This window comes from Mycobacterium sp. SM1 (assembly GCF_018361265.1).
Lineage (GTDB): Bacteria > Actinomycetota > Actinomycetes > Mycobacteriales > Mycobacteriaceae > Mycobacterium.
Map to the genome: position 1 here is coordinate 1,987,612 of NZ_JAFLNH010000001.1, position 19,660 is coordinate 2,007,271.

Genomic DNA, 19,660 nt, shown 5'->3' on the forward strand with positions numbered 1-19,660 from the left:
CGCAGGGTGCCCGGCGGCAGCACCGGCGAGCACACCGGCCGGCGGCGACCGAAACACAAACCGGCCGTGACCGGTCCACAGACACGCACTTGGCAACCCGGACTCTTAGAATTCTTTTATAGAGTTGGTGGCACGAATGGCTGAAAGGTGAGGTCTCAGCAAACGTGTCCGTGGAGTTGGCGCATCCGTCGACCGAGCCGCTGGGGTCGCGGTCGCCAACCGGACCGCCGCGTCCTCGCTGGTGGTTTATTTCAACGACTCCCGGCCGTATCTTGACCATCGGTGTGATCCTGGCCGCCCTGGGGGGGCTGAGCGCGTTTGCCACCTCGACGACGATCAACCACCGCCAGCAAGCGTTGTCCACGGTTTTGAACCACACCGAACCCCTGGCGTTCGCCGCGGGGCGGCTTTACACCACGCTGTCGGTCGCCGATGCCGCGGCGGCGACGGCGTTTATCGCCCAAGCCGAACCGACGGCTGTCCGCCAGCGGTACGAGCAGGCGGTCACCGATGCCGCGGTGGCAGTGACCCGGGCATCCAGCGGGCTCACCGACGAGCCGTTGGTGCAGCTATTAGGCCGGGTCAACGCCGAGCTGGCCGTCTACACCGGATTGATCGAAACCGCGCGCACCAACAACCGGGCCGGTAACCCCGTGGGCTCGTCGTACCTGTCGGAAGCGTCGACACTGATGCAGCAGACGATTCTGCCTGACGCGCAACGACTTTACCGCGCGACATCGGAGCGGGTCGATGCCGAGACGACGGCATCGACTCAGATTCCCGCCCCGGTGATCCTGGTCGTCGCGACCACCGTGGCCTTCGGCGCGTTCGCGCACCGATGGCTCGCGCGTCGCACCAGGCGGCGGATCAACCCTGGCCTCGTCGTGGGCGCCCTCGCGATCATGGTGATGGTGGCCTGGGTGGGAACGGCGCTGACAATTTCCACCACCGCCACCCGCGACGCCAAAAACACTGCGGCAGAATCACTGAAGACCCTCACCAACCTCGCGATCACCGCCCAGCAGGCGCGAGCCGATGAGACGCTGTCGCTGGTGCGGCGCGGGGATGACGAGAGCGGTACCCAGTCCTTCAATCAACGCCTCGACACCATGCAGCAACAGCTCGACCGATATCTGTCCCGCGCCGACGCGGTGGACAAAGCCGATTTGCAGGGCGCCGGCCAGTTGCTGGCCCGGTGGCGGCAGGCCAACGAGCGAATCAACTCCTACATCTCGGTCGGCAACTACCTGGCCGCCACCGAGGTTGCGCTGGGCAGCGGCGAGAACAACTCCAGGCCCGCGTTCGACAAGCTGGAGGGCGAGCTGAACCGGGCCATGGAGCAAAGTCGCGAGCAACTGCGCACCGAGATCTCCAATGCGCGCCGGGGGCTATCCGGCGCCACGGCCGGCGCCGTAGTGCTCAGTCTGGGCGGTGCCGTCGCGGTCGCGTTGGGCCTATGGCCCCGGCTGAATGAGTATCGGTGATGACGCGCCCGCTTCGAATCCGGCTCCTGCGCATCGCCGCCCTGTTCGGTCTGCTGGCCGGATGCGGTCATCCGGCGCCCATGGCGACAACACCGGTGCCGACGCTGGCGCCGCCCACACCGGCCGGCATGGAGGTGATGCCCCCACAGCCGCCGCGCCCGGAGGACGAGGCCGAGCACTGCGACCGCACCGCCAGCCTGCGCCCATTTCCCACCACGGCCGAGGCTGACGCCGCGGTGGCCTATATCCGTGACCGCGGCCGGCTGATCGTTGGCCTCGACACCGGCAGCAACCTGTTCAGCTTCCGGGATCCCATCACCGGTGAGATCACCGGGTTCGATGTCGACATTGCCGGCGAGGTGGCGCGCGATATCTTCGGCAGCCCGTCGCATGTCGAATACCGGATCCTCTCGTCCGCCGAGCGCATCACCGCGTTGCAGAGATCTGAGGTCGACATCGTCGTGAAGACCATGACCATCACCTGCGAGCGGCGTAAATTGGTGAACTTCTCCACCGTCTACCTCGACGCCCACCAGCGCATCCTGGTACCCCGGGACTCGGCGATCACCAGCCCCGCCGACTTGTCCGGCAAGCGGGTGTGCGAGGCGCGGGGCACCACGTCGATCAACCGCATTCGGGAGATCGCCCCGCCCCCGGTCATCGTCTCGGTGGTGAACTGGGCTGACTGCCTGGTGACTTTGCAGCAGCGGCAGGTCGACGCCGTCAGCACCGATGACACGCTGCTGGCCGGGCTGATGGCACAAGATCCCTACCTGCACATCGTCGGCCCGAACATGGGCACCCAGCCCTATGGCATCGGGATCAACCTGAACAACACCGGGCTGGTGCGGTTCGTCAACGGGACACTGGAACGTATCGAACGCAACGGCACCTGGAATACGTTGTACCGCAAGTGGTTGACAACTCTGGGGCCGGCCCCGGCCCCACCCACCCCGAGGTATCTGGACTGATGGGCGCGCCCATGGAACACCACGAGGAAAGCCGCCGCGACGAGGGCCCGGCCACCCAGCCGGCGGACGTGCTGGGCTCATCGTCGGTGAGCCGTCCCGCGCATACCCAGGCGATCTTTCGCCCCCGACTCGACGATGACTTCGAGCCCGGGCCGGTGGGCACCATCGAGACCGAGCCGCAGCAGCGGGTGACCGCGCCGGTCCGGCGGCTGGGCGGCGGCTTGGTGGAGATCCCCCGGGTGCCCGATATCGATCCGCTCGAGGCGTTGATGCCCGATCCGGTGGTCCCCGAATCCAAGCGGTTCTGCTGGAACTGCGGACAGCCGGTGGGTCGCTCCGGTGCCGACGGCAAGGCGGCCCTAGAGGGTTGGTGCCCGCACTGCGGCAGCCCATACTCGTTTCTGCCGCAACTGAATCCAGGCGATATCGTCGCGGGGCAGTATGAGGTCAAAGGGTGTATCGCGCATGGTGGCCTGGGCTGGGTTTACCTGGCGTTCGACAAAAACGTCAATGACCGTCCGGTGGTGCTCAAGGGTTTGGTGCATTCCGGGGACGCGGAGGCGCAGGCGATCGCCATGGCCGAACGCCAGTTCCTCGCCGAGGTGGTGCATCCCGCGATCGTGCAGATCTTCAACTTCGTCGAGCACCCCGATCGCCACGGGAATCCGGTGGGCTACATCGTCATGGAGTATGTCGGCGGGAAATCGCTCAAGCGCCTCAAGGGCCAGAAGCTGCCGGTGGCCGAGGCGATCGCCTACATCCTGGAAATCCTGCCCGCGCTGGGATATTTGCACTCCGTCGGCCTGGTGTACAACGACCTTAAGCCGGAGAACATCATGCTCACCGAGGAGCAGCTTAAGCTGATCGACCTGGGCGCGGTGTCGCGGATCAACTCGTTCGGCTACCTCTACGGCACGCCGGGCTACCAGGCGCCGGAGATCGTGCGGACCGGTCCGACGGTGGCTACCGACATCTACACGGTGGGACGCACGCTGGCGGCGCTCACGTTAGATCTGCCCACCCGTCATGGCCGCTACCTCGACGGGCTGCCCGAAAACGACCCGGTGCTGGCCAAATACGATTCGTTTGCCCGGTTGCTGCGCCGGGCCACCGACCCCGATCCGTTGCGGCGGTTTGCGAGCGCCGAGGAGATGTCCGGGCAGCTACTGGGTGTGCTGCGCGAGGTGGTCGCCGCCGACACCGGGGTGCCGCGGCCGGGATTGTCGACGATTTTCACCCGCTCCCGCTCCACCTTCGGGGTGTCGTTATTGGTCGCGCACACCGACGTGTACCTGGACGGCCAGGTGCATTCGGAGAAACTCACCGCAAAGGAGATCATCACCGCGCTGCCGGTGCCGATGGTCGATCCCGCCGACGTCGCCGCCCCGGTGCTGCAGGCGACGGTCCTGTCCGAGCCGGTGCAGACCCTGGACTCGCTGCGCGCCGTCCGCCACGGCGCACTCGAGGCGGAGGGCATCGACCTATCCGAGTCGGTCGAGTTGCCGCTGATGGAGGTCCGCGCCTTACTTGACCTGGGCGACGTTGTCAAGGCCACCCGCAAGCTCGACGACCTGGCCGAACGGGTCGGCTGGCGCTGGCGGCTGGTGTGGTATCGCGCCGTCTCCGAACTGCTCACCGGGGACTATGACGCCGCCATCAAGCATTTCACCGAGGTGCTCGACACCTTCCCCGGCGAATACGCGCCTAAGCTCGCGCTGGCCGCCACCGCCGAGCTCGCCGGCTACACCGACGAGCACAACTTCTATCGCACGGTGTGGCGCACCGACGACGGTGTCATTTCGGCGGCTTTCGGGCTGGCCAGGGCCCAATCGGCGGCCGGCGACCGTGAGGGTGCGGTGCGCACGCTCGATGAAGTGCCCGCGACCTCAAGGCATTTCACCACCGCGCGGCTGACCAGTGCGGTGACGCTGCTATCCGGCCGCTCCATCAGTGAGATCACCGAGGAGCATATCCGCGACGCGGCGCGGCGGGTCGAGGCGCTGCCGCCCACCGAGCCACGGGTGCTGCAGATCCGTGCTTTGGTGTTGGGCAGCGCACTGGACTGGCTCGAGGCGGGCCATCGGGCCAGCACCAACCACATCCTCGGGTTCCCCTTCACCAAACACGGCTTGCGGCTGGGGGTTGAGGCGTCACTGCGGGCGCTGGCCCGGGTGGCCCCGACCCAGGCGCACCGCTACACCCTGGTGGATATGGCCAACCGTGTGCGGCCCACCAGCACGTTCTGAGGCGCGCCGGGCAGCCGCGCATCGACCGGGCATCCTGGGTTTCGGTTGCGGGTGCCGGGCGGGTTGGGGACTGCTGGCGGTTTGTTGGCCCGCTTTGTTGGCCCGCGCCTCGCCGCTACGCGGGTGATTCAGCGAATTCTCAGCTCTGCGCGTCACAGTTAACCCATGGCCGGGCAGTCCGCGCGCTGGATCACCACGGCCCGCATGCTGCGTCGCGCCGGGTTCGGGGTGAGCGGCCCCGAGGTCGACACCGTGGTGACGCAAGCTTGGCCGGCCTACGTCGACGCCGCGCTCGGTGCGAGTCCCGACGCCGACCCCGGGGCGAGCGCCACCCCGATGCCGACCCTGGAGCCCCCGCGCCCCCCGGGCAAGGGCGCCACCACCGAGGCCCGGCGTCGGTACAACCGGCAACTGGGCGAGCAGATGTCCCAGCTGTCGGGATGGTGGCTGCGCCGCATGGTCGCCGTGCGCCAGCCGATCCACGAAAAGTTGACGCTGCTTTGGCACAACCACTTCGCCACCTCCGCCCAAAAGGTGCGGGTCGCGGCGTACCTGGCGGCGCAGAACCAGAAGCTACGCACGTTGAAGCTGGGTGATTTCCGCACACTCGCCTATGCGATGCTGACCGACGCCGCGATGCTGCTCTGGCTGGACGGGCAGACCAACACCGCCGGGGCCGCCAATGAGAACCTGGCCCGCGAATTCATAGAGTTGTTCGCACTGGGCCACGGCAACGGCTACACCGAATCCGATGTGCGTGCCGGGGCCCGCGCTCTGACCGGATGGGTCATCGGGGCGGGCGGACGAACCGCGATGGTCCGGCGGCGCCATGACGACACCGTTAAGACGTTGTTCGGCGTCAGCCGAGACTTCGACGCGGCGGGCTTCTGCGACACCGTGCTGGCCCAGCCCAGGTCGGCGGAATATGTCGCAGGACGGCTGTGGCAGCAGCTGGCTGCTGACGACCCGCCCTCGCAGTGGGCGCTGGACCGCATCGTCACCGCCTACGGACCCGGCCGCGACCTGCGGGCACTCACCCGGGCGATCCTGATCGACGACGAGTTCACCACCGCCCGCGCCGTCGTGGTCAACACCCCGGTTGAATGGCTGGTCGGGGTGATCCGCTCCCTGCGGGTACCGCTGGAGACCCCAGCGCGGGTCAGGATGGCCGAGGCGACGCTCAAAGCGCTGGGGCAGCGGCCGTTCTATCCGCCGAGCGTCGGGGGCTGGCCGCGCGGGCGGGTGTGGCTGTCCACCGCCAGCGCCGGGGTGCGCCTACGAGCGGCGGCCGAGCTGGCCCGAGCCGGTGACCTATCGGCCGTCGAGGGTGCCGCCGCCGGCGACCGCATCGACGCCGTCGGCTATCTGATCGGTGTGGGGGCGTGGTCGGACCGCAGCGCCAACGCGCTCAAGCCGTTGGTGCGCGACCCCCCGCGGTTGGTTGCCGCCGCCGTCAACACACCGGAATACCTGACGTCCTAGCGAGGGCCGATGCCTCACATGAGTCGCCGCACGTTTCTGATCGCCAGCGCCGGCGCCGGCGCGCTGGGCCTGCTGTCCGGGGCGGTCGCGGTCAGCTGGCCCGAACTCCAGCGCGCGGCACACGATCGGCCGCTCGCCGAGGGCAGCGGCATCCTGGTCATCGTCACACTCTACGGCGGCAACGACGGCATCAACACCGTGATTCCTTACGCCGACAACGCTTATCACGATGCACGTCCCGAACTGGCCTACGCTCCGGGCGATGTCCTGCATCTCGATGAGGCGCTGGGCCTCAACCCGGCGTTGCGCGGCCTGGCGGGACTGTGGTCCGAGGGCAAGTTGGCCATTGTGCGCGGCGTGAGCTATCCCCAGCCCGATCACAGCCACTTCCGGTCCATGGACATCTGGCAGACCGCGTCGCCGGCTGAGCCCGTCTCGACCGGCTGGATCGGGCGCTGGCTCGACGCCACCGGCGACGATCCGCTGCGTGCGGTCAACATCGGCGCCGTGCTGCCGCCACTGGCGGTCGGTGAGAAGTGCACGGCGGCAGCCCTTTCACCGTCCGTAACCCCGCAATCCGAGGAGCCGTTCGCCGCGACGATGGCGGCGCTGGGCGCGGCCGACCCCGGCGACACCCCGGCCATGTCGGCGGTGTGCGCTGCCTATCGCGCCGCCCGCAGCGCCGACACCACCTTCGCGACCTTCGCGCAGGTCAAAGCGTCCGAGAAGGACCGCAACCCGCTGGCCGCTCAACTGGCTTTGGTGGCCAGGGCGGTGCGTGCCGGGGTGCCCACCCGGGTCTACCTGGCGCAGCTCGGCGGTTTCGACACCCACGCCGACGAACGCGAAACCCAGCAGCGTCTGCTGCAGACCTTCGACGAGGCGGTGGCCGGATTCCTGCGGGACATGGCCGCTGACCGCTACGGCAAGAACGTGGTCGTGCTGGCGTATTCGGAGTTCGGTCGGCGCGTGGCGGCCAACGCTTCTCAGGGCACCGACCATGGCACCGCCGGCCCGGTGTTCGTAGCCGGAGCCCCCGTCAAGGGCGGGTTCTACGGCGAGGAACCCAGCCTCACCGACCTGGACAACGGAGACCTGAAACCCACCATGGATTTTCGCGACGTCTACTACGACCTGCTGGTGCACGCCCTCGGGACCGATCCCACGCCGTCGGTGGGGGTGGGCCGCACGGGCGTGGGTTTTCTGTAGGCAGATTGCGCCGTCTTCGACTACGACGCGCCTCCTATACCTGCAAATCACCTGTGCCGCAAAGCGTTATGCGGTTTCGAGTGGCTTTGCCAGCGGGCAAAGGCGGATAGCGGCATCACCGGCGTGTTGCTGGCGCGGCCAGGTGCAATCATGGCCTGCTATCCGTCAGGTGTGTCGCTTTCCGTGGCGCGATGATCTGGGTTCGAAAAGCCAAGACGCACCGGATGTTCCAGGCCACAGGCCCACAGCAGGCGGTTGAGTGCCTGGCCCCACCACGATATCGGGATTACTCGACGACTCCACCATCGATGAGCGGGCTGGGACCGTCACCTGCCCGGGCGGTCAACCTCTGCACGTCTGACTCACTGCCAAAGAAACTGTCCTTAGGGACCTGTTAATCAATAATATGCGACAATGTCGACGGGCCGAATATCGGGTTCTTTCGCCAGCAGGTTGTCCGCTACTTTGCCGAGCACCACCGGCATTTGACCCTTGAGGTGCGCCTGCCGGTCTTCCTCGGTGGCGAAGGTGTCGAACATCCCGAACGTGGTATCGCTCAATTTGAACGCGTACCAGGTAACCGTTCCCGACTCGTCGGCCGCGATGGTGCGGCCGTCCGCCAGGAATGCGCTGAGCTCGGCGCCCTTACCGGGCTTGGCTTCTAGCAGGGCCAGTAGTCCACAGGTCTCTCTCACCTAACTCTTCCTCTCGATGATGCTTTGTGATTCTTTCGAAAACATACGCTGCGCAAGCCGCCAAATGAGGTGGCGAATCCGACGCGTTTGGTACCGTTCCCGACATAGGTGTCGTGGTGATGGGCTACATGCGCGTTCGAGCTGACCGTCGTGGGAATGGCTGGCGCGTCACGAACCGGACACGGGTTGCTGGTTGACACCATCCCCCTGGCGGACGGCGCCGCTCGAACTGGTCGTGACTCCCGCGCTCGCCGCGCCATCGCCAAACCAGATCGTCGCAGCGGTCGGCAAGCATCTGTCGTGGGCTGGATGCGTGAGGTGCACGCCATCGGGGTCGAAGTTGCGGCGGCCTGTATGAGCACGTTCTTGCTGGCGGAGGCTGGAATCCCCGACGGGGGCAAGAGTCCCGGACTTGCTTCTTTGAGGACTAGCGCGCCGCCTGGCCTTCTCGGGTGCCCGGGGTTGTGCACAGTTCGCCGGTTATCCACAGGACGCCGTGCGCGCAGGCCGGTGTGTCGGCGCCGCCTGATAGTGTTCGAACATGTTTTCTAGTAGTCGGGAGCAGATCGCGCGGCGTTTCGACGCGCTGCACGAGGCGGTCTCCGGGCTGCTGGAGCTGTCTTTTGAGGTGTTAACCACACCGGAGCGGTTGCGATTGCTGGAGGATCTGGAGCGGGAGGCCCGCCGGCTTCCGGTGCCGCGCCACGAGCTGATCAACGGGGTGCGCCGGCAGGCCAGCGCCGCGGAGCTGGGCGGCACGCTGGCGCAGGCGCTGGCCGAGCGGCTGCGCATCACCCGCGCGGAGGCCAACCGGCGCATCGGTGAGGCCCAGGATCTGGGGCGGCGGGTGGCGGTGACCGGCGAGCCGCTGCCGCCACGGCTGCCCGCGACCGCCGCCGGGCAGCGGGAGGGCCAGATCGGTGCCGGACACGTCGCGGTGATCCGCCGGTTTTTCGACCAGCTGCCCTGCTGGGTCGATGTCGACACCCGGCAGTGCGCCGAGGCGCAGCTCGCGAAGCACGCCGCGCTGTTTCGCCCCGAGCAGCTGGCCAAGCTGGCCGATAAGCTCAGCGATTGTGTGAACCCGGACGGGAATTTCACCGATGAGGATCGCGCGCGCCGGCGCGGGCTTACGGTGGGCCCCCAAGGCCCCGACGGCATGGCGCCGCTGCGGGGCTGGCTGTCCCCGGCCGCGCGCGCCGCCCTGGAGGCGGTGCTGGCCAAGCTGGCCGCCCCCGGCATGGCCAACCCCGAGGATCCCACCCCGGTCCTGGATGGCGCGCCGTCGCAGGAGGCCATCACCCACGACACCCGCAGCAGCGGCCAGCGCAACCACGACGGGCTGCACGCCGCGCTGCGGGCGATCTTGGCGTCGGGGACACTGGGGCGGCACAACGGGTTGCCGGCGTCGATCATCGTCACCACCAGCCTGCGCGAGTTGGAGGCCTGCGCCGGGCGCGCGCTCACCGGGGGTGGGTCGCTGCTGCCCATGAGCGACGTCATCCGCCTGGCGCAGCACGCCCACCATTACCTGGCGATTTTCGACAAGGGGCGCGCGATCGGGCTCTATCACACCAAACGACTCGCCTCACCGGGTCAGCGAATCGTGCTCTACGCCAAAGATCGCGGGTGCAGCGCCCCGGGCTGCGATGTGCCCGGCTATCTCACCGAGGTGCACCACGTGCGCCAGTGGGCCCACACCAAAACCACCCACATCGATGACCTGACCCTAGGCTGCGGCAGCCATCACCGGCTGATCACCCCCGGGGGCTGGAGCACCCGCAAACGCGCCAACGGCGACACCGAATGGATCCCCCCGGCACACCTCGACCACGGCCAACCCAGAGTCAACACCTTTCACCACCCCGAAAAACTCCTCCACGACGACAACGAAGACGACCCGTGACCAAGTCAATCTGACCGCTGGACAGATACGGATGCCTAATCAGCGAGCACCCGGACGCAGTCCCTGGCGATGGCCAGCTCTTCGTTGGTCGGAATCACCAGCACGGTGATCGGCGAGTGGTCGGCGGAAATCCGTCGCGCGGCGCTGGTCCCGCTGGTGTTGCGGTGCTCGTCGAGTTCGATACCCAGCGCCGCCATCCCGGTCAGCGCGTCGCGGCGCACCGCGGCATCGTTCTCACCGATCCCGGCGGTGAAGCTCACCACGTCGGTGTGCCCCAGCACCGCCAGGTATGCCCCGATGTACTTGCGCAACCGGTGGATGAAAACGTCATAAGCCAATTGCGCTGAGCCATGGCCAGCTTCGATCATCTCATGCAGTCGCCGGAAGTCGCGTTCGCCGGCTAAGCCGAGCACACCGGAACGGTGATTGAGCATCGAGTCGATGTCGTCGACGCTCATCTGCGCGGCACGCCATAGATAGCTGATGATCCCTGGGTCGATATCGCCGCTGCGCGTGCCCATCACGAGACCCTCCATCGGGGTCAGCCCCATCGACGTCTCCACTGGGCGGCCCGCGGCGATCGCCGAGGCCGAGGAGCCGTTACCGAGGTGCAGCACGATCTGATTCAGGTGTTCCAGCGGCCTGCCCAAAAATGCTGCGGCCTGCTCGCTGACATAGCGGTGGGAGGTGCCGTGGAAGCCGTATCGGCGGATACGCCACTTCTCCGACACAGTGCGGTCGATGGCATAGCTCGCCGCCGCGGCAGGCAGGTCGTGGAAGAATCCGGTGTCGAACACCGCGATATGGGGAAGGTCCGGCAGCAGCTCGCGGGCCATTTCGATCGCCGCCACCGCCGGTGGATTGTGCAGCGGCGCCAGCGATGACAATTCTTTGAGTTTGGCGATCAGCGCGTCATCGACGAGGGTCGGCCGAAAGAACGTATCGCCGCCGTGCACCACTCGATGCCCCACCGCGGTCAGGCCCGCGGACCTCGGCTCGATACCCGCATCGGCCAGCATGTCGAAGGCCAGGCGCAGGGCCTCGTCGTGATCGGCCACCCGATGGTCACGTCTCAGGCGTCGCCGTGCCGCCACCAGCCGGGCGGAGGAGACCTGCTCGCCGATCCGCTCGACAATGCCAACGGCACCGGATATCCCCGAATCCGGGTCGATCAGCTGGTATTTCAGCGATGAGGATCCGGAGTTGATCACCAGCACCAGGCGATCAGCGCTCATGAGCATCCTGGGCCTGGATCGCGGTGATCGCGATGGTATTGACGATGTCTTCAACCAGTGCGCCACGGGACAGGTCGTTTACCGGCTTGTTGAGTCCCTGCAGCACCGGGCCGATCGCGATCGCGCCGGCGCTGCGCTGCACCGCCTTGTAGGCGTTGTTGCCGGAATTGAGGTCGGGGAAGATCAGGACGGTCGCACGGCCCGCGACCGCCGAGCCACGGGTTTTGGCGGCCGCGACGGAAGGGTCGACAGCGGCGTCGTATTGGATAGGACCCTCGACCAACAGGTCGGGTGCCCGGCTGTGCACCAGCTCAGTTGCCGCCCTGACCTTGTCGACGTCGGCACCGGCACCGGAGTCGCCGGTGGCGTAGGACAGCATGGCCACTCGCGGCTCGATGCCGAACCGTGCGGCGGTGCGCGCCGAGCTGATCGCGATGTCGGCGAGCTGCTCTGTGGTGGGGTCAGGGACAATCGCGCAATCGCCGTACACCAGCACCCGGTCTTCAAGACACATCAGGAAAATGCTGGAGACGATGGAGACTCCCGGCGCGGTCCCGATGATCTGCAGCGCCGGTCGCACGGTGTGCGCGGTGGTGTGCGCAACGCCGGACACCATGCCGTCAACGATCCCGTTGTATACCAGCATGGTGCCGAAATACGAGACGTCATCGATGATCTCGCGGGCCCGTTCCATGGTGATCCCTTTTGTCTTGCGCAGCCGGGCGTACTGGTCGGCGAACTGGTCGCGCAACGGGCTGGTGCGCGGGTCGATCACAGCCGCACCGTCCAGATCCACCCCGAGCTCAGCTGCGCGCGCGCGAATGTGGCTTTCATCCCCGAGCAGGGTCAAATCCGCGATCCCGCGCTGCAGAACCCGTCCAGCGGCCTTGAGGATGCGATCATCGTCGCCCTCGGGAAGTACGATGCGCTTGCGATCAGAACGCGCGAGCTGACGCAGCCGGTAGGTGAACATCTGCGGCGTGGTCACCGTTGGCACCGGGATGGCCAGCTGCGCCAGCAGATCCGCGATGTCGACGTGGCGCTCCATCAGCGCCAGCGCGGTGTCGATCTTGCGCTGGGAGGTCGCGGTGACCCGCCCCCGCACCGAGGCCACCGCGCTCGCGGTGTCGAAGGTCCCCAATGCGGTGGCGATGATCGGTAGGCGCAGCCCCAGCCCCGCCACCAGCTTGGCGATCGCGGGATGCAGCTCGAAACCGCCGTTGAGGATGATGCATGACAGCGACGGGAACCCTTCGGCGGCATGCGCACTGGCCACTGCCAGCACCACGTCCGAGCGGTCGCCGGGGGTGATCACCGCCGCGCTGTCGCGCAACCGCTCCAGCACGTGGTCAGAGGTCATCCCGGCGACCACCACACCCATCGCCTCGCGCCCGAGCAGCGCCACGTCGCCACTGACCAGCGTGCCGGTCACCGCGTGCTGCAGCTCGGCCACCGAGGGAGCCCAGAGCAGCGGCTCGTCGGGCAGGACATAGGTGCGGAGGGGAAACGCCCGCAGCGCCTCGGCCACGGCGGGCAGCTGGGAGGGCTCGCAGCGGTTGGCCACCACGGCGGCGGTATGGGCGTGCTGGGTGCCCAACTCGGCCAAGCACACCTCGACGACGTCGGCGACCTCATTGGGTCTGCGGCCCTTGGCCCGCACGACCAGCACCACCGGCGCGCCGAGGTTGACCGCGATGCGGGCGTTGACGGCCAACTCGGCGGGGCTGGTGACATCGGTGTAGTCGCTCCCCACGATCAGCACCGCGTCGCACGCGTCGGCGACCGCGTGGTAACGGTCGACGATGTCGGCGATTGCGGCCTCGCGGTCCGCGTGCAGCTGCGCGTAGGTCACCCCCACGCACTGTTCGTAAGGCACCGCGGCGGTGGCTTGTGACAACAGCAGCTCAAGGATGTAGTCGCGCTCTTCGCCCGGCGGCGCCGCGGGCATCCCCGGCGCAGTCGGGCGCGGCGGGCGGGCACCAAAGACCCGGGTGATCGGCCGGAACACACCGACTTTGGCCACCGTCGCGGTCAACCGATGCAGCAGTCCCAGCGCGATCGTCGACTTGCCGGTATCCCCCTCGGGCGCCGCGATGTAGATCGCGGAGGCCGTCCGGACGTGCGGGACGGGCCTATCCGGTGATGACGCGGGCTGTGGCGTGGCCGGTGATGACGCGGCCTGTGGCGTGGCCCGCGAAGGAGTCGGGCTATCGGGCACGCTCAGCAGCCTGCCGTATCAGCCGAGCCGTCGCAGCCGCGGCGCGAGGTCCTTGTGGAAAAGGTCCAGGAAGCGACGCTGATCGTGACCTGGCGCGTGGAAAACCAGGTGGTTAAATCCCCACCTCACATACTGGCCGACCCTCTCGGTGGCCTCATCGGGGTCTGACGTCACGATCCAGCGCTGCGCGACCCGTTCAATCGGCAACGCGTCGGCCGCCTTTTCCATCTCGATCGGATCCTCGATGCTGTGCTTCTGCTCGGCGGTCAACGACAGGGGCGCCCAAAACCGGGTGTTCTCCAGGGCGCGTCGCGGATCGGGGTCGTAGGAAATCTTGATTTCGATCATCTTGTCGATGTCATCCACGTTACGGCCCGCCGCCGCCGCGCCCTCCGACACGGCGGGGAGGAGCTTGTCGGTGTAGAGCTCCGCGCCCTTGCCGGATGTGCAGATCATGCCGTCACCGACCCGTCCGGCGTATTTGGCCACCGCCGGGCCGCCGGCGGCGATGTAGACGGGTACCCCGCCTTCGGGCACGTCGTAAAGCGAGGCGCCGTTGAGCCGGTAGTATTCGCCGTCGAAGTCGACGCGGTCACTTCGCCACAACTCCCGCATCAACCGCACCGCTTCGCGCAGCCGGGCGAAGCGCTCCTTGAACTCCGGCCAGCTGCCATGGTGGCCGGCGGCGATCTCGTTGAGCGCCTCGCCGGTGCCGACCCCCAGAAACACCCGGTGCGGGTACAGGCATCCCATGGTGGCGAAGGCCTGCGCGATAACCGCGGGGTGGTAGCGAAACGTCGGGGTCAGCACCGAGGTGCCCAGCACAATCCGGCGGGTGCGCTCACCCACGGCGGTCAGCCAGCACAGCGAGAACGGGGCGTGCCCGCCGTGATGGCGCCACGGCTGAAAATGGTCGCTCACGGTCGCGCTGTCCATCCCGTGCGCCTCGGCGGCGACCCCCAGCTCCACGAGTTCCCGCGGCTCGAACTGCTCGGCCGACGCCTTGTATCCGAGTTTCAGCTCAGCCACCTGTCCTTTCTACCGTCTGTACGGCCATGCCTAAACTCGCGGGCGTGTTGCCGGTGCTGACAGCGGTCACCGATACCGTGCACCTCGTCCGCGGGCCCGCAGTCAACTGGTTGCTGGTCGCCGACAACAGCGGGGTCATGCTGATCGACGCCGGCTACCCGGGTGACCGTGACAACGTGGTGGCCTCGCTCCGGCAGCTGGGCTATCAGCCCGGCGACGTGCGCGCCATCCTGCTGACCCACGCCCACATCGACCACCTGGGGTCGGCGATCTGGTTCGCTGGAGAGCTCGGCACGCCGGTGTACTGCCATGCCGACGAGGTGGGGCACGTCAAACGGGAGTACCTGCAACAGGCGTCGGCGCTAGACGTTTCCCTGCGCGTCTGGCGGCCGCGCTGGGCGGCGTGGGCCGCGCACGTGATGCGTAACGGTGGGCTGATCCGCGACGGCATCCCGACCGCGCAGGCACTGACCGCCGAGACCGCGGCGGAGTTGCCCGGGCGGCCGTTGGCCATTCCCACTCCCGGGCATACCAGTGGGCACTGCTGCTATCTGGTCGACGGCGTGCTGGTCAGCGGCGACGCGCTGGTCACCGGGCATCCGTTGCTGCCCCGCAGCGGTCCGCAGTTGCTGCCGGCGATGTTCAGCCATCACCAGGACGAATGTGTCCGCAGCCTGGCGGCGCTGGCGCTGCTGGAGACGGAGATTCTGGTGCCCGGCCACGGCGAGCTGTGGCGGGGCCCGATCCGCCGGGCCACCGAGCGGGCCACGGCGCTGGCGAAACGCCGCTGAGGAAAGTCGTATTCGATTTTCACTCACACCGAATGCCAGGGGTTTCAAGCAATCTCGGTGATGTTGTGATCGGGCCGCTAGTCGAAGCGGCTCGCGTGGCCGCGCCCGCGTTGCATCCCCTTCGCCGCCTTACATCTGGCGTGCCGGCGTCACCCCGCGTGGGGAGGTGCGCGCCGCGGTGACGCACTGCGGTGCCACCGGAACATCGGCAAGGCCGTCGCGGCGCAGCCAGGGCGGCCCGGTCGCGGCGAACAGGTCGGCGAGGGTCATCCTCACCGTCTTTCAGCCGCGCGTCGCCAGATATTCAGCGACATCGGCAGGCTCGCCGGTGTGGGCCATATCTTCCAGGCCGACATCCAAACCGTGTGCTAGTCGGCGCCCACAGCTCGACGGCTTGCCGCGGGAGCGGCACCCAGCCGGCGCAATGTCTGGGTCTTGAGTTCGATGACCTGCGGCCATCGAACTCATATGCCGTGGTGCCGGCCGGCCACCACAGCCGGTAGGGCCGAGCGTCAAACCCCGATGCCAGGATCGCCGCCTGCCGAATGCCCGCCGTTTCGGCGTGCGCAATGAAAGCAATGAAATGCGCCGCCCGTCGCCCTGAGGAGCCAGTCGGTGCCCGCCCGTGCCATCGCCATCCGGTTAAGCGTTCGGGCGGCGTCGCAGCGCCGCCTCGGCAACCGCCCGCCAACCGAGCAGCAGCACGGCGGTGACCGTTGCCGCCACTACCACGAAACTTGCGGCCACCCCTGCCATGGTGGCCTTGCGCAGCAGCATCCCGACCACCAGCGTGCCCAGCCACACCGCCACCCCGGTCGGGGCCAGGGCAGTGGGGCGCCGCCAGGCGCGGGAACCCAGCCAGCCGGCGACCGTTCCGGTCAGAAACGGCCAGGAAGTCGCCGCGAGGCCGGCGGCATCGAGGCCTTCATCGTGGCTGCGCCTCCCCACGGCGCAGAACACCAGCACACCGAGAACGTCGGCGCCCAGCCACGCCGGACTGCGCCGTGGTCGCATGGCGCGAGGGTAGCGCGTGGGCCCACGCTTGACTTCGCCACCATGGTGAACATAAATTCATTGATAATGAATGAATATTCACAGCGATGTGAGGCGATGGCCGCCCTGGGGATCGCCGAGATCGCCCTGGAGGCCTTTGTGCACACCGGCGAGGGCATCGAAGGCGCGCGGGCCGTCACCGAGAGGGTGGACGCCAGCCTGCTCCCGGGATCTCACCGCCCGACAGGGGATCTCTGATGGGCGCCAAACTCGCAGTCGTCACCGGCGCGGGATCCGGTATCGGCAAGGCGATCGCACTGGGCTTCGCCGCGCAAGGCGACCGGGTTGTCGCCGCCGACCTCGACGAGGCGGCGGCCACGGCTACCGCACGGCATTACCCAAAGCTGATCACCGCCCTGCCCGTCGATGTCGCTGACCGCGCGCAGGTGGACGCGCTGCGCGACCGGACTCGGGCCGAAGTGGGCATCCCCAACGTCATCGTGAACGCGGCCGGCTGGGACCGTACCGACCAATTCCTCAACGTCACACCGGAATTTGTGCAAAAGGTGGTGGCCATCAACTTTCTCGGCCCGGTCCAGGTGTGCAGCGCGTTCCTTCCGGGAATGGTCGAGGCGGGCGATGGCGGGCGAGTTGTCAACGTGGCCAGCGATGCCGGACGAGTTGGCAGTGCCGGAGAGACCGTGTACGCCGGGGCGAAGGGCGGTGTCATTGCGTTCACCAAATCGCTGGCCCGGGAAATGGTCCGCCACCAGATCACCGTCAACTGCGTGTGCCCCGGCCCCACCGACACGCCGCTGTTTCACGCTCAGCCCGAGAAGCTGAAAGAGGCTTTGATCAAGGCGATCCCGTTTCGCCGGCTGGCGAGGCCCGAGGAGGTCGCCGCGGCCGCGTTGTTCTTCGCCTCCGATGCCGCGTCGTTCATCACCGGGCAGGTGATCAGCGTCAGCGGTGGACTCACCATGGTGGGCTAGGTGGCTCGATGGTCGCGCCCCTTCTCGGGCCGTCCCGGCCCGCATCGTCACCCGATTAGGATCGACCGATGAGCACTGTGACGCCGTTTGATCCCTATGACCCGCTCGGCCTGGATGCCTCGCTGTCGGCCGACGAGATCGCGGTGCGCGACACCGTCAGAGGGTTCTGCGCCGAGCACGTCACCCCGTATGTGGGCGACTGGTTCGAGGCGGGGGGTCTGCCGGTGGTGCGTGAGCTCGCCAAGCAGTTCGGCCAGCTCGGGCTGCTCGGTATGCACCTGCACGGCTACGGATGCAGCGGGGCGTCCGCCGTGCACTACGGCCTGGCCTGTCTGGAGCTGGAGGCCGCCGACTCCGGGGTCCGCTCGCTGGTGTCGGTGCAGGGATCGCTGGCGATGTTCGCAATTGCGACCTTCGGCTCCGAGGAGCACAAGCAGCAGTGGCTGCCGCCGATGGCGGCCGGTGAGCTGCTCGGCTGTTTCGGGCTCACCGAGCCCGACGCCGGCTCTGACCCGGCGGCGATGACGACCCGGGCGCGACGCGATGGTGCGGACTGGGTGCTCACCGGCCGCAAGATGTGGATCACCAACGGCTCGGTGGCCGATGTTGCGGTCGTGTGGGCCGCCACCGACGAGGGCATCCGCGGATTCCTCGTGCCCACCGAAACGCCGGGTTTTGCCGCCAACACCATCCACCACAAGCTGTCGCTGCGGGCGTCGATCACCAGTGAGTTGGTGCTCGACGAGGTGCGGCTGCCGGCCGAGGCGATGCTGCCTAAGGCCATTGGGCTGCGCGCACCCCTGGCGTGCTTGTCCGAGGCACGCTACGGAATAATTTGGGGGGCAATGGGCGCGGCGCGGTCCGCCTGGCAGGCAGCCCTGGACTATGCGTGCCACCGCACTCAATTCGGCCGCCCGATAGCCGGATTCCAGTTGACCCAGGCAAAACTCGTCGATATGGCGGTCGAACTGCATAAAGGGCAGCTGTTGGCCCTGCACCTGGGACGTCTGAAGGATCGTGCCGGGCTTCGCCCGGAACAAGTCAGCTTTGGCAAGCTCAACAACACCCGGGAGGCACTCGAGATCTGCCGGACTGCGCGAACAATATTGGGCGGCAACGGCATATCGCTGGAGTATCCGGTCATCAGACACATGGTCAACCTGGAATCCGTGTTGACCTATGAGGGCACGGCCGAGATGCATCAACTTATCCTCGGGCAGGCCTTGACCGGCATCAGCGCCTTCCGCTGAAAAGAGGACCGATGAGCCTGTCCTACACTGCTGAGCATCACCAGTTCCGGGAACTGATGCGCGATTTCGTGCAGCGGACCGTGCTTCCTGCCCATGAGAACTGGGAACGGCTGGGCTGTTGGGACCGCTCCCTGTTTACCGAGGCGGGCAAGCTGGGGCTGTTGGGCTTTCCGGTGCCCGAGCGGTTCGGCGGGCCGGGAGTCGACGACTTTCGCTACCACGCAATCGTCATCGAAGAGCTGCAGCGGGTCGGCGCGGCGGCTGAGGCGGTGGCGTTCGCGCTGCAGAACGACATCGTGCTGCCCTATCTCACCGACCTGACCACCGAGGAGCAGAAACGGCGGTGGCTGCCCGGCGTGGTGACCGGCGAAACGGTGCTCGGCATCGCGATGACCGAACCCGGTGCCGGCAGCGACCTGGCCGCGATTCGCACCTCTGCGGTGCGTGATGGTGACCACTACATTGTCAACGGCGCGAAAACGTTTATCTCCAACGGGCAGACGGCTGACCTGTTCGTCGTCGCGGTGCGCACCTCGCCCGACCCGCACCGTGGATTGTCACTTCTGGTGGTCGACGCCGACACACCGGGTTTCGCCCGCGGCCGCAACCTGGAGAAGATCGGCCTGCACGCCCAGGACACCAGCGAGCTGACCTTCACCGACATGCGTGTGCCCGCCGAAAATCTGCTCGAAGAAGAGGGCAAGGGGTTCTACCAGCTCGTCGGTAACCTGCCGCAGGAACGGCTTTCGCTGGCCGTTGGCGCGGTGGCCGCCGCGGAGGGAGTGCTGGCCGAGACGCTCGACTATGCGCGCCAGCGGCGCGCCTTTGGCTCTCCGATATCCGGCTTCCAGAACACCCAGTTCGTGCTCGCCGAGTTGGCGACCGAGATCGACATCGCCCGGACCTACCTCGACGACTGTATCGCCAAGCACCTGGCCAAAGAGCTGACCGCCGCGCGGGCGGCGCGGCTCAAATGGTGGACCACCGAACTGCAGGTGCGCACCGCCGACCGGTGCCTGCAGTTGTACGGCGGTTATGGCTACATGCGCGAATACCCGGTGTCGCGGGCATTCGTCGATGCCCGGATCCAGACCATCTACGGCGGCACCACCGAGATAATGAAGACCATCATCGCCAAGGACCTGGGCATTTAAGGGTC

Annotated in this window: 17 protein-coding genes and 1 pseudogene; 11 read left to right on the forward strand and 7 right to left on the reverse strand. The window is 67.4% G+C overall.

All coding sequences use genetic code 11. The features are described from left to right. Positions 1–164: 164 nt before the first annotated feature. The 5 genes from glnX to MSM1_RS09120 all read left to right on the forward strand — a co-directional run bounded on the left by glnX (position 165) and on the right by MSM1_RS09120 (position 7,392). Positions 165–1,484 carry a protein kinase G-activating protein GlnX gene (gene glnX, locus MSM1_RS09100; RefSeq protein WP_213441135.1) on the forward strand — a complete coding sequence of 440 codons (1,320 nt, stop codon included), beginning with the start codon at positions 165–167 and terminating at the stop codon, positions 1,482–1,484. Beyond that, complete coding sequence (locus MSM1_RS09105; RefSeq protein WP_213441136.1) at positions 1,484–2,455, forward strand: glutamate ABC transporter substrate-binding protein; 972 nt, start codon at positions 1,484–1,486, stop codon at positions 2,453–2,455. The genes glnX and MSM1_RS09105 overlap by 1 nt, the downstream gene beginning before the upstream one ends. Positions 2,456–2,466: 11 nt before the next feature. After that, complete coding sequence (locus MSM1_RS09110; RefSeq protein ID WP_213441639.1) at positions 2,467–4,701, forward strand: serine/threonine-protein kinase PknG; 2,235 nt, start codon at positions 2,467–2,469, stop codon at positions 4,699–4,701. Positions 4,702–4,866: 165 nt separating this feature from the next. Continuing rightward, positions 4,867–6,183, forward strand: coding sequence for a DUF1800 domain-containing protein (locus MSM1_RS09115; RefSeq protein ID WP_213441137.1), 1,317 nt, complete (start codon positions 4,867–4,869; stop codon positions 6,181–6,183). A 9-nt stretch (positions 6,184–6,192) separates the two neighbouring features. Further along, a complete protein-coding gene (locus MSM1_RS09120) occupies positions 6,193–7,392 on the forward strand; it encodes a DUF1501 domain-containing protein (RefSeq protein WP_213441138.1) in 1,200 nt (399 codons plus the stop codon). A gap of 398 nt (positions 7,393–7,790) precedes the next feature. On the opposite strand, the gene MSM1_RS09125 is transcribed toward MSM1_RS09120, so the two are convergent. After that, positions 7,791–8,087: a putative quinol monooxygenase gene (locus tag MSM1_RS09125; protein WP_213441139.1), complete on the reverse strand. Its 297-nt coding sequence runs from the start codon at positions 8,085–8,087 to the stop codon at positions 7,791–7,793. Between the two features lie 541 nt (positions 8,088–8,628). Here MSM1_RS09125 and MSM1_RS09130 point away from each other — a divergent pair. Next, the gene (locus tag MSM1_RS09130) at positions 8,629–9,993 is read left to right on the forward strand and encodes an HNH endonuclease signature motif containing protein (RefSeq protein WP_213441140.1); all 1,365 of its coding nucleotides are present in this window, start codon (positions 8,629–8,631) and stop codon (positions 9,991–9,993) included. A gap of 35 nt (positions 9,994–10,028) precedes the next feature. On the opposite strand, the gene MSM1_RS09135 is transcribed toward MSM1_RS09130, so the two are convergent. From MSM1_RS09135 to fgd, 3 genes are all read right to left on the reverse strand, one after another. Beyond that, the gene (locus MSM1_RS09135) at positions 10,029–11,228 is read right to left on the reverse strand and encodes an acetate kinase (RefSeq protein ID WP_213441141.1); all 1,200 of its coding nucleotides are present in this window, start codon (positions 11,226–11,228) and stop codon (positions 10,029–10,031) included. Next, positions 11,218–13,329: a phosphate acetyltransferase gene (gene pta / locus MSM1_RS09140; protein ID WP_213441640.1), complete on the reverse strand. Its 2,112-nt coding sequence runs from the start codon at positions 13,327–13,329 to the stop codon at positions 11,218–11,220. The genes MSM1_RS09135 and pta overlap by 11 nt, the downstream gene beginning before the upstream one ends. 135 nt (positions 13,330–13,464) lie before the next feature. After that, entirely contained in the window at positions 13,465–14,475 is a 1,011-nt protein-coding gene (gene fgd / locus MSM1_RS09145; RefSeq protein WP_213441142.1) for a glucose-6-phosphate dehydrogenase (coenzyme-F420), read from the reverse strand. A 26-nt stretch (positions 14,476–14,501) separates the two neighbouring features. On the opposite strand from fgd, the gene MSM1_RS09150 reads away from it, so the two are divergent. Further along, positions 14,502–15,266 carry an MBL fold metallo-hydrolase gene (locus tag MSM1_RS09150; protein ID WP_213441143.1) on the forward strand — a complete coding sequence of 255 codons (765 nt, stop codon included), beginning with the start codon at positions 14,502–14,504 and terminating at the stop codon, positions 15,264–15,266. 129 nt (positions 15,267–15,395) lie between these two features. On the opposite strand, the gene MSM1_RS09155 is transcribed toward MSM1_RS09150, so the two are convergent. From MSM1_RS09155 to MSM1_RS09165, 3 genes and pseudogenes are all read right to left on the reverse strand, one after another. Beyond that, positions 15,396–15,536, reverse strand: a complete 141-nt coding sequence (locus MSM1_RS09155; RefSeq protein ID WP_213441144.1) for a hypothetical protein — start codon at positions 15,534–15,536, stop codon at positions 15,396–15,398. 101 nt (positions 15,537–15,637) lie between these two features. Next, positions 15,638–15,828: pseudogene (locus tag MSM1_RS21730) on the reverse strand (class I SAM-dependent methyltransferase); the annotation flags it as partial. Between the two features lie 80 nt (positions 15,829–15,908). Beyond that, a complete protein-coding gene (locus tag MSM1_RS09165; protein ID WP_213441145.1) occupies positions 15,909–16,280 on the reverse strand; it encodes a DUF3054 domain-containing protein in 372 nt (123 codons plus the stop codon). A 66-nt stretch (positions 16,281–16,346) separates the two neighbouring features. On the opposite strand from MSM1_RS09165, the gene MSM1_RS09170 reads away from it, so the two are divergent. The 4 genes from MSM1_RS09170 to MSM1_RS09185 all read left to right on the forward strand — a co-directional run bounded on the left by MSM1_RS09170 (position 16,347) and on the right by MSM1_RS09185 (position 19,655). After that, on the forward strand, positions 16,347–16,517 hold the full coding sequence (locus MSM1_RS09170; protein WP_213441146.1) for a hypothetical protein: 171 nt from the start codon (positions 16,347–16,349) through the stop codon (positions 16,515–16,517). Next, positions 16,517–17,251, forward strand: coding sequence for an SDR family NAD(P)-dependent oxidoreductase (locus tag MSM1_RS09175; protein WP_213441147.1), 735 nt, complete (start codon positions 16,517–16,519; stop codon positions 17,249–17,251). The genes MSM1_RS09170 and MSM1_RS09175 overlap by 1 nt, the downstream gene beginning before the upstream one ends. A 68-nt stretch (positions 17,252–17,319) precedes the next feature. Continuing rightward, complete coding sequence (locus tag MSM1_RS09180) at positions 17,320–18,501, forward strand: acyl-CoA dehydrogenase family protein (RefSeq protein WP_213441148.1); 1,182 nt, start codon at positions 17,320–17,322, stop codon at positions 18,499–18,501. 11 nt (positions 18,502–18,512) lie between these two features. Continuing rightward, positions 18,513–19,655 (forward strand): acyl-CoA dehydrogenase family protein, encoded by a 1,143-nt coding sequence (locus MSM1_RS09185; protein WP_213441149.1) that lies wholly within the window; start codon positions 18,513–18,515, stop codon positions 19,653–19,655. Positions 19,656–19,660 lie beyond the last annotated feature (5 nt).

Excerpts from the sequence above, each read along its gene's own strand:
- MSM1_RS09150 (WP_213441143.1), top strand. The coding sequence starts at position 14,502 with ATGCCTAAACTCGCGGGCGTGTTGCCGGTGCTGACAGCGGTCACCGAT.
- MSM1_RS09165 (WP_213441145.1), bottom strand. The coding sequence starts at position 16,280 with ATGCGACCACGGCGCAGTCCGGCGTGGCTGGGCGCCGACGTTCTCGGT.
- MSM1_RS09135 (WP_213441141.1), bottom strand. The coding sequence starts at position 11,228 with ATGAGCGCTGATCGCCTGGTGCTGGTGATCAACTCCGGATCCTCATCG.
- MSM1_RS09180 (WP_213441148.1), top strand. The coding sequence starts at position 17,320 with ATGAGCACTGTGACGCCGTTTGATCCCTATGACCCGCTCGGCCTGGAT.
- MSM1_RS09110 (WP_213441639.1), top strand. The coding sequence starts at position 2,467 with ATGGAACACCACGAGGAAAGCCGCCGCGACGAGGGCCCGGCCACCCAG.
- MSM1_RS09155 (WP_213441144.1), bottom strand. The coding sequence starts at position 15,536 with ATGACCCTCGCCGACCTGTTCGCCGCGACCGGGCCGCCCTGGCTGCGC.
- MSM1_RS09185 (WP_213441149.1), top strand. The coding sequence starts at position 18,513 with ATGAGCCTGTCCTACACTGCTGAGCATCACCAGTTCCGGGAACTGATG.
- MSM1_RS09170 (WP_213441146.1), top strand. The coding sequence starts at position 16,347 with ATGAATGAATATTCACAGCGATGTGAGGCGATGGCCGCCCTGGGGATC.
- MSM1_RS09175 (WP_213441147.1), top strand. The coding sequence starts at position 16,517 with ATGGGCGCCAAACTCGCAGTCGTCACCGGCGCGGGATCCGGTATCGGC.
- MSM1_RS09120 (WP_213441138.1), top strand. The coding sequence starts at position 6,193 with ATGCCTCACATGAGTCGCCGCACGTTTCTGATCGCCAGCGCCGGCGCC.
- MSM1_RS09130 (WP_213441140.1), top strand. The coding sequence starts at position 8,629 with ATGTTTTCTAGTAGTCGGGAGCAGATCGCGCGGCGTTTCGACGCGCTG.
- MSM1_RS09105 (WP_213441136.1), top strand. The coding sequence starts at position 1,484 with ATGACGCGCCCGCTTCGAATCCGGCTCCTGCGCATCGCCGCCCTGTTC.
- MSM1_RS09115 (WP_213441137.1), top strand. The coding sequence starts at position 4,867 with ATGGCCGGGCAGTCCGCGCGCTGGATCACCACGGCCCGCATGCTGCGT.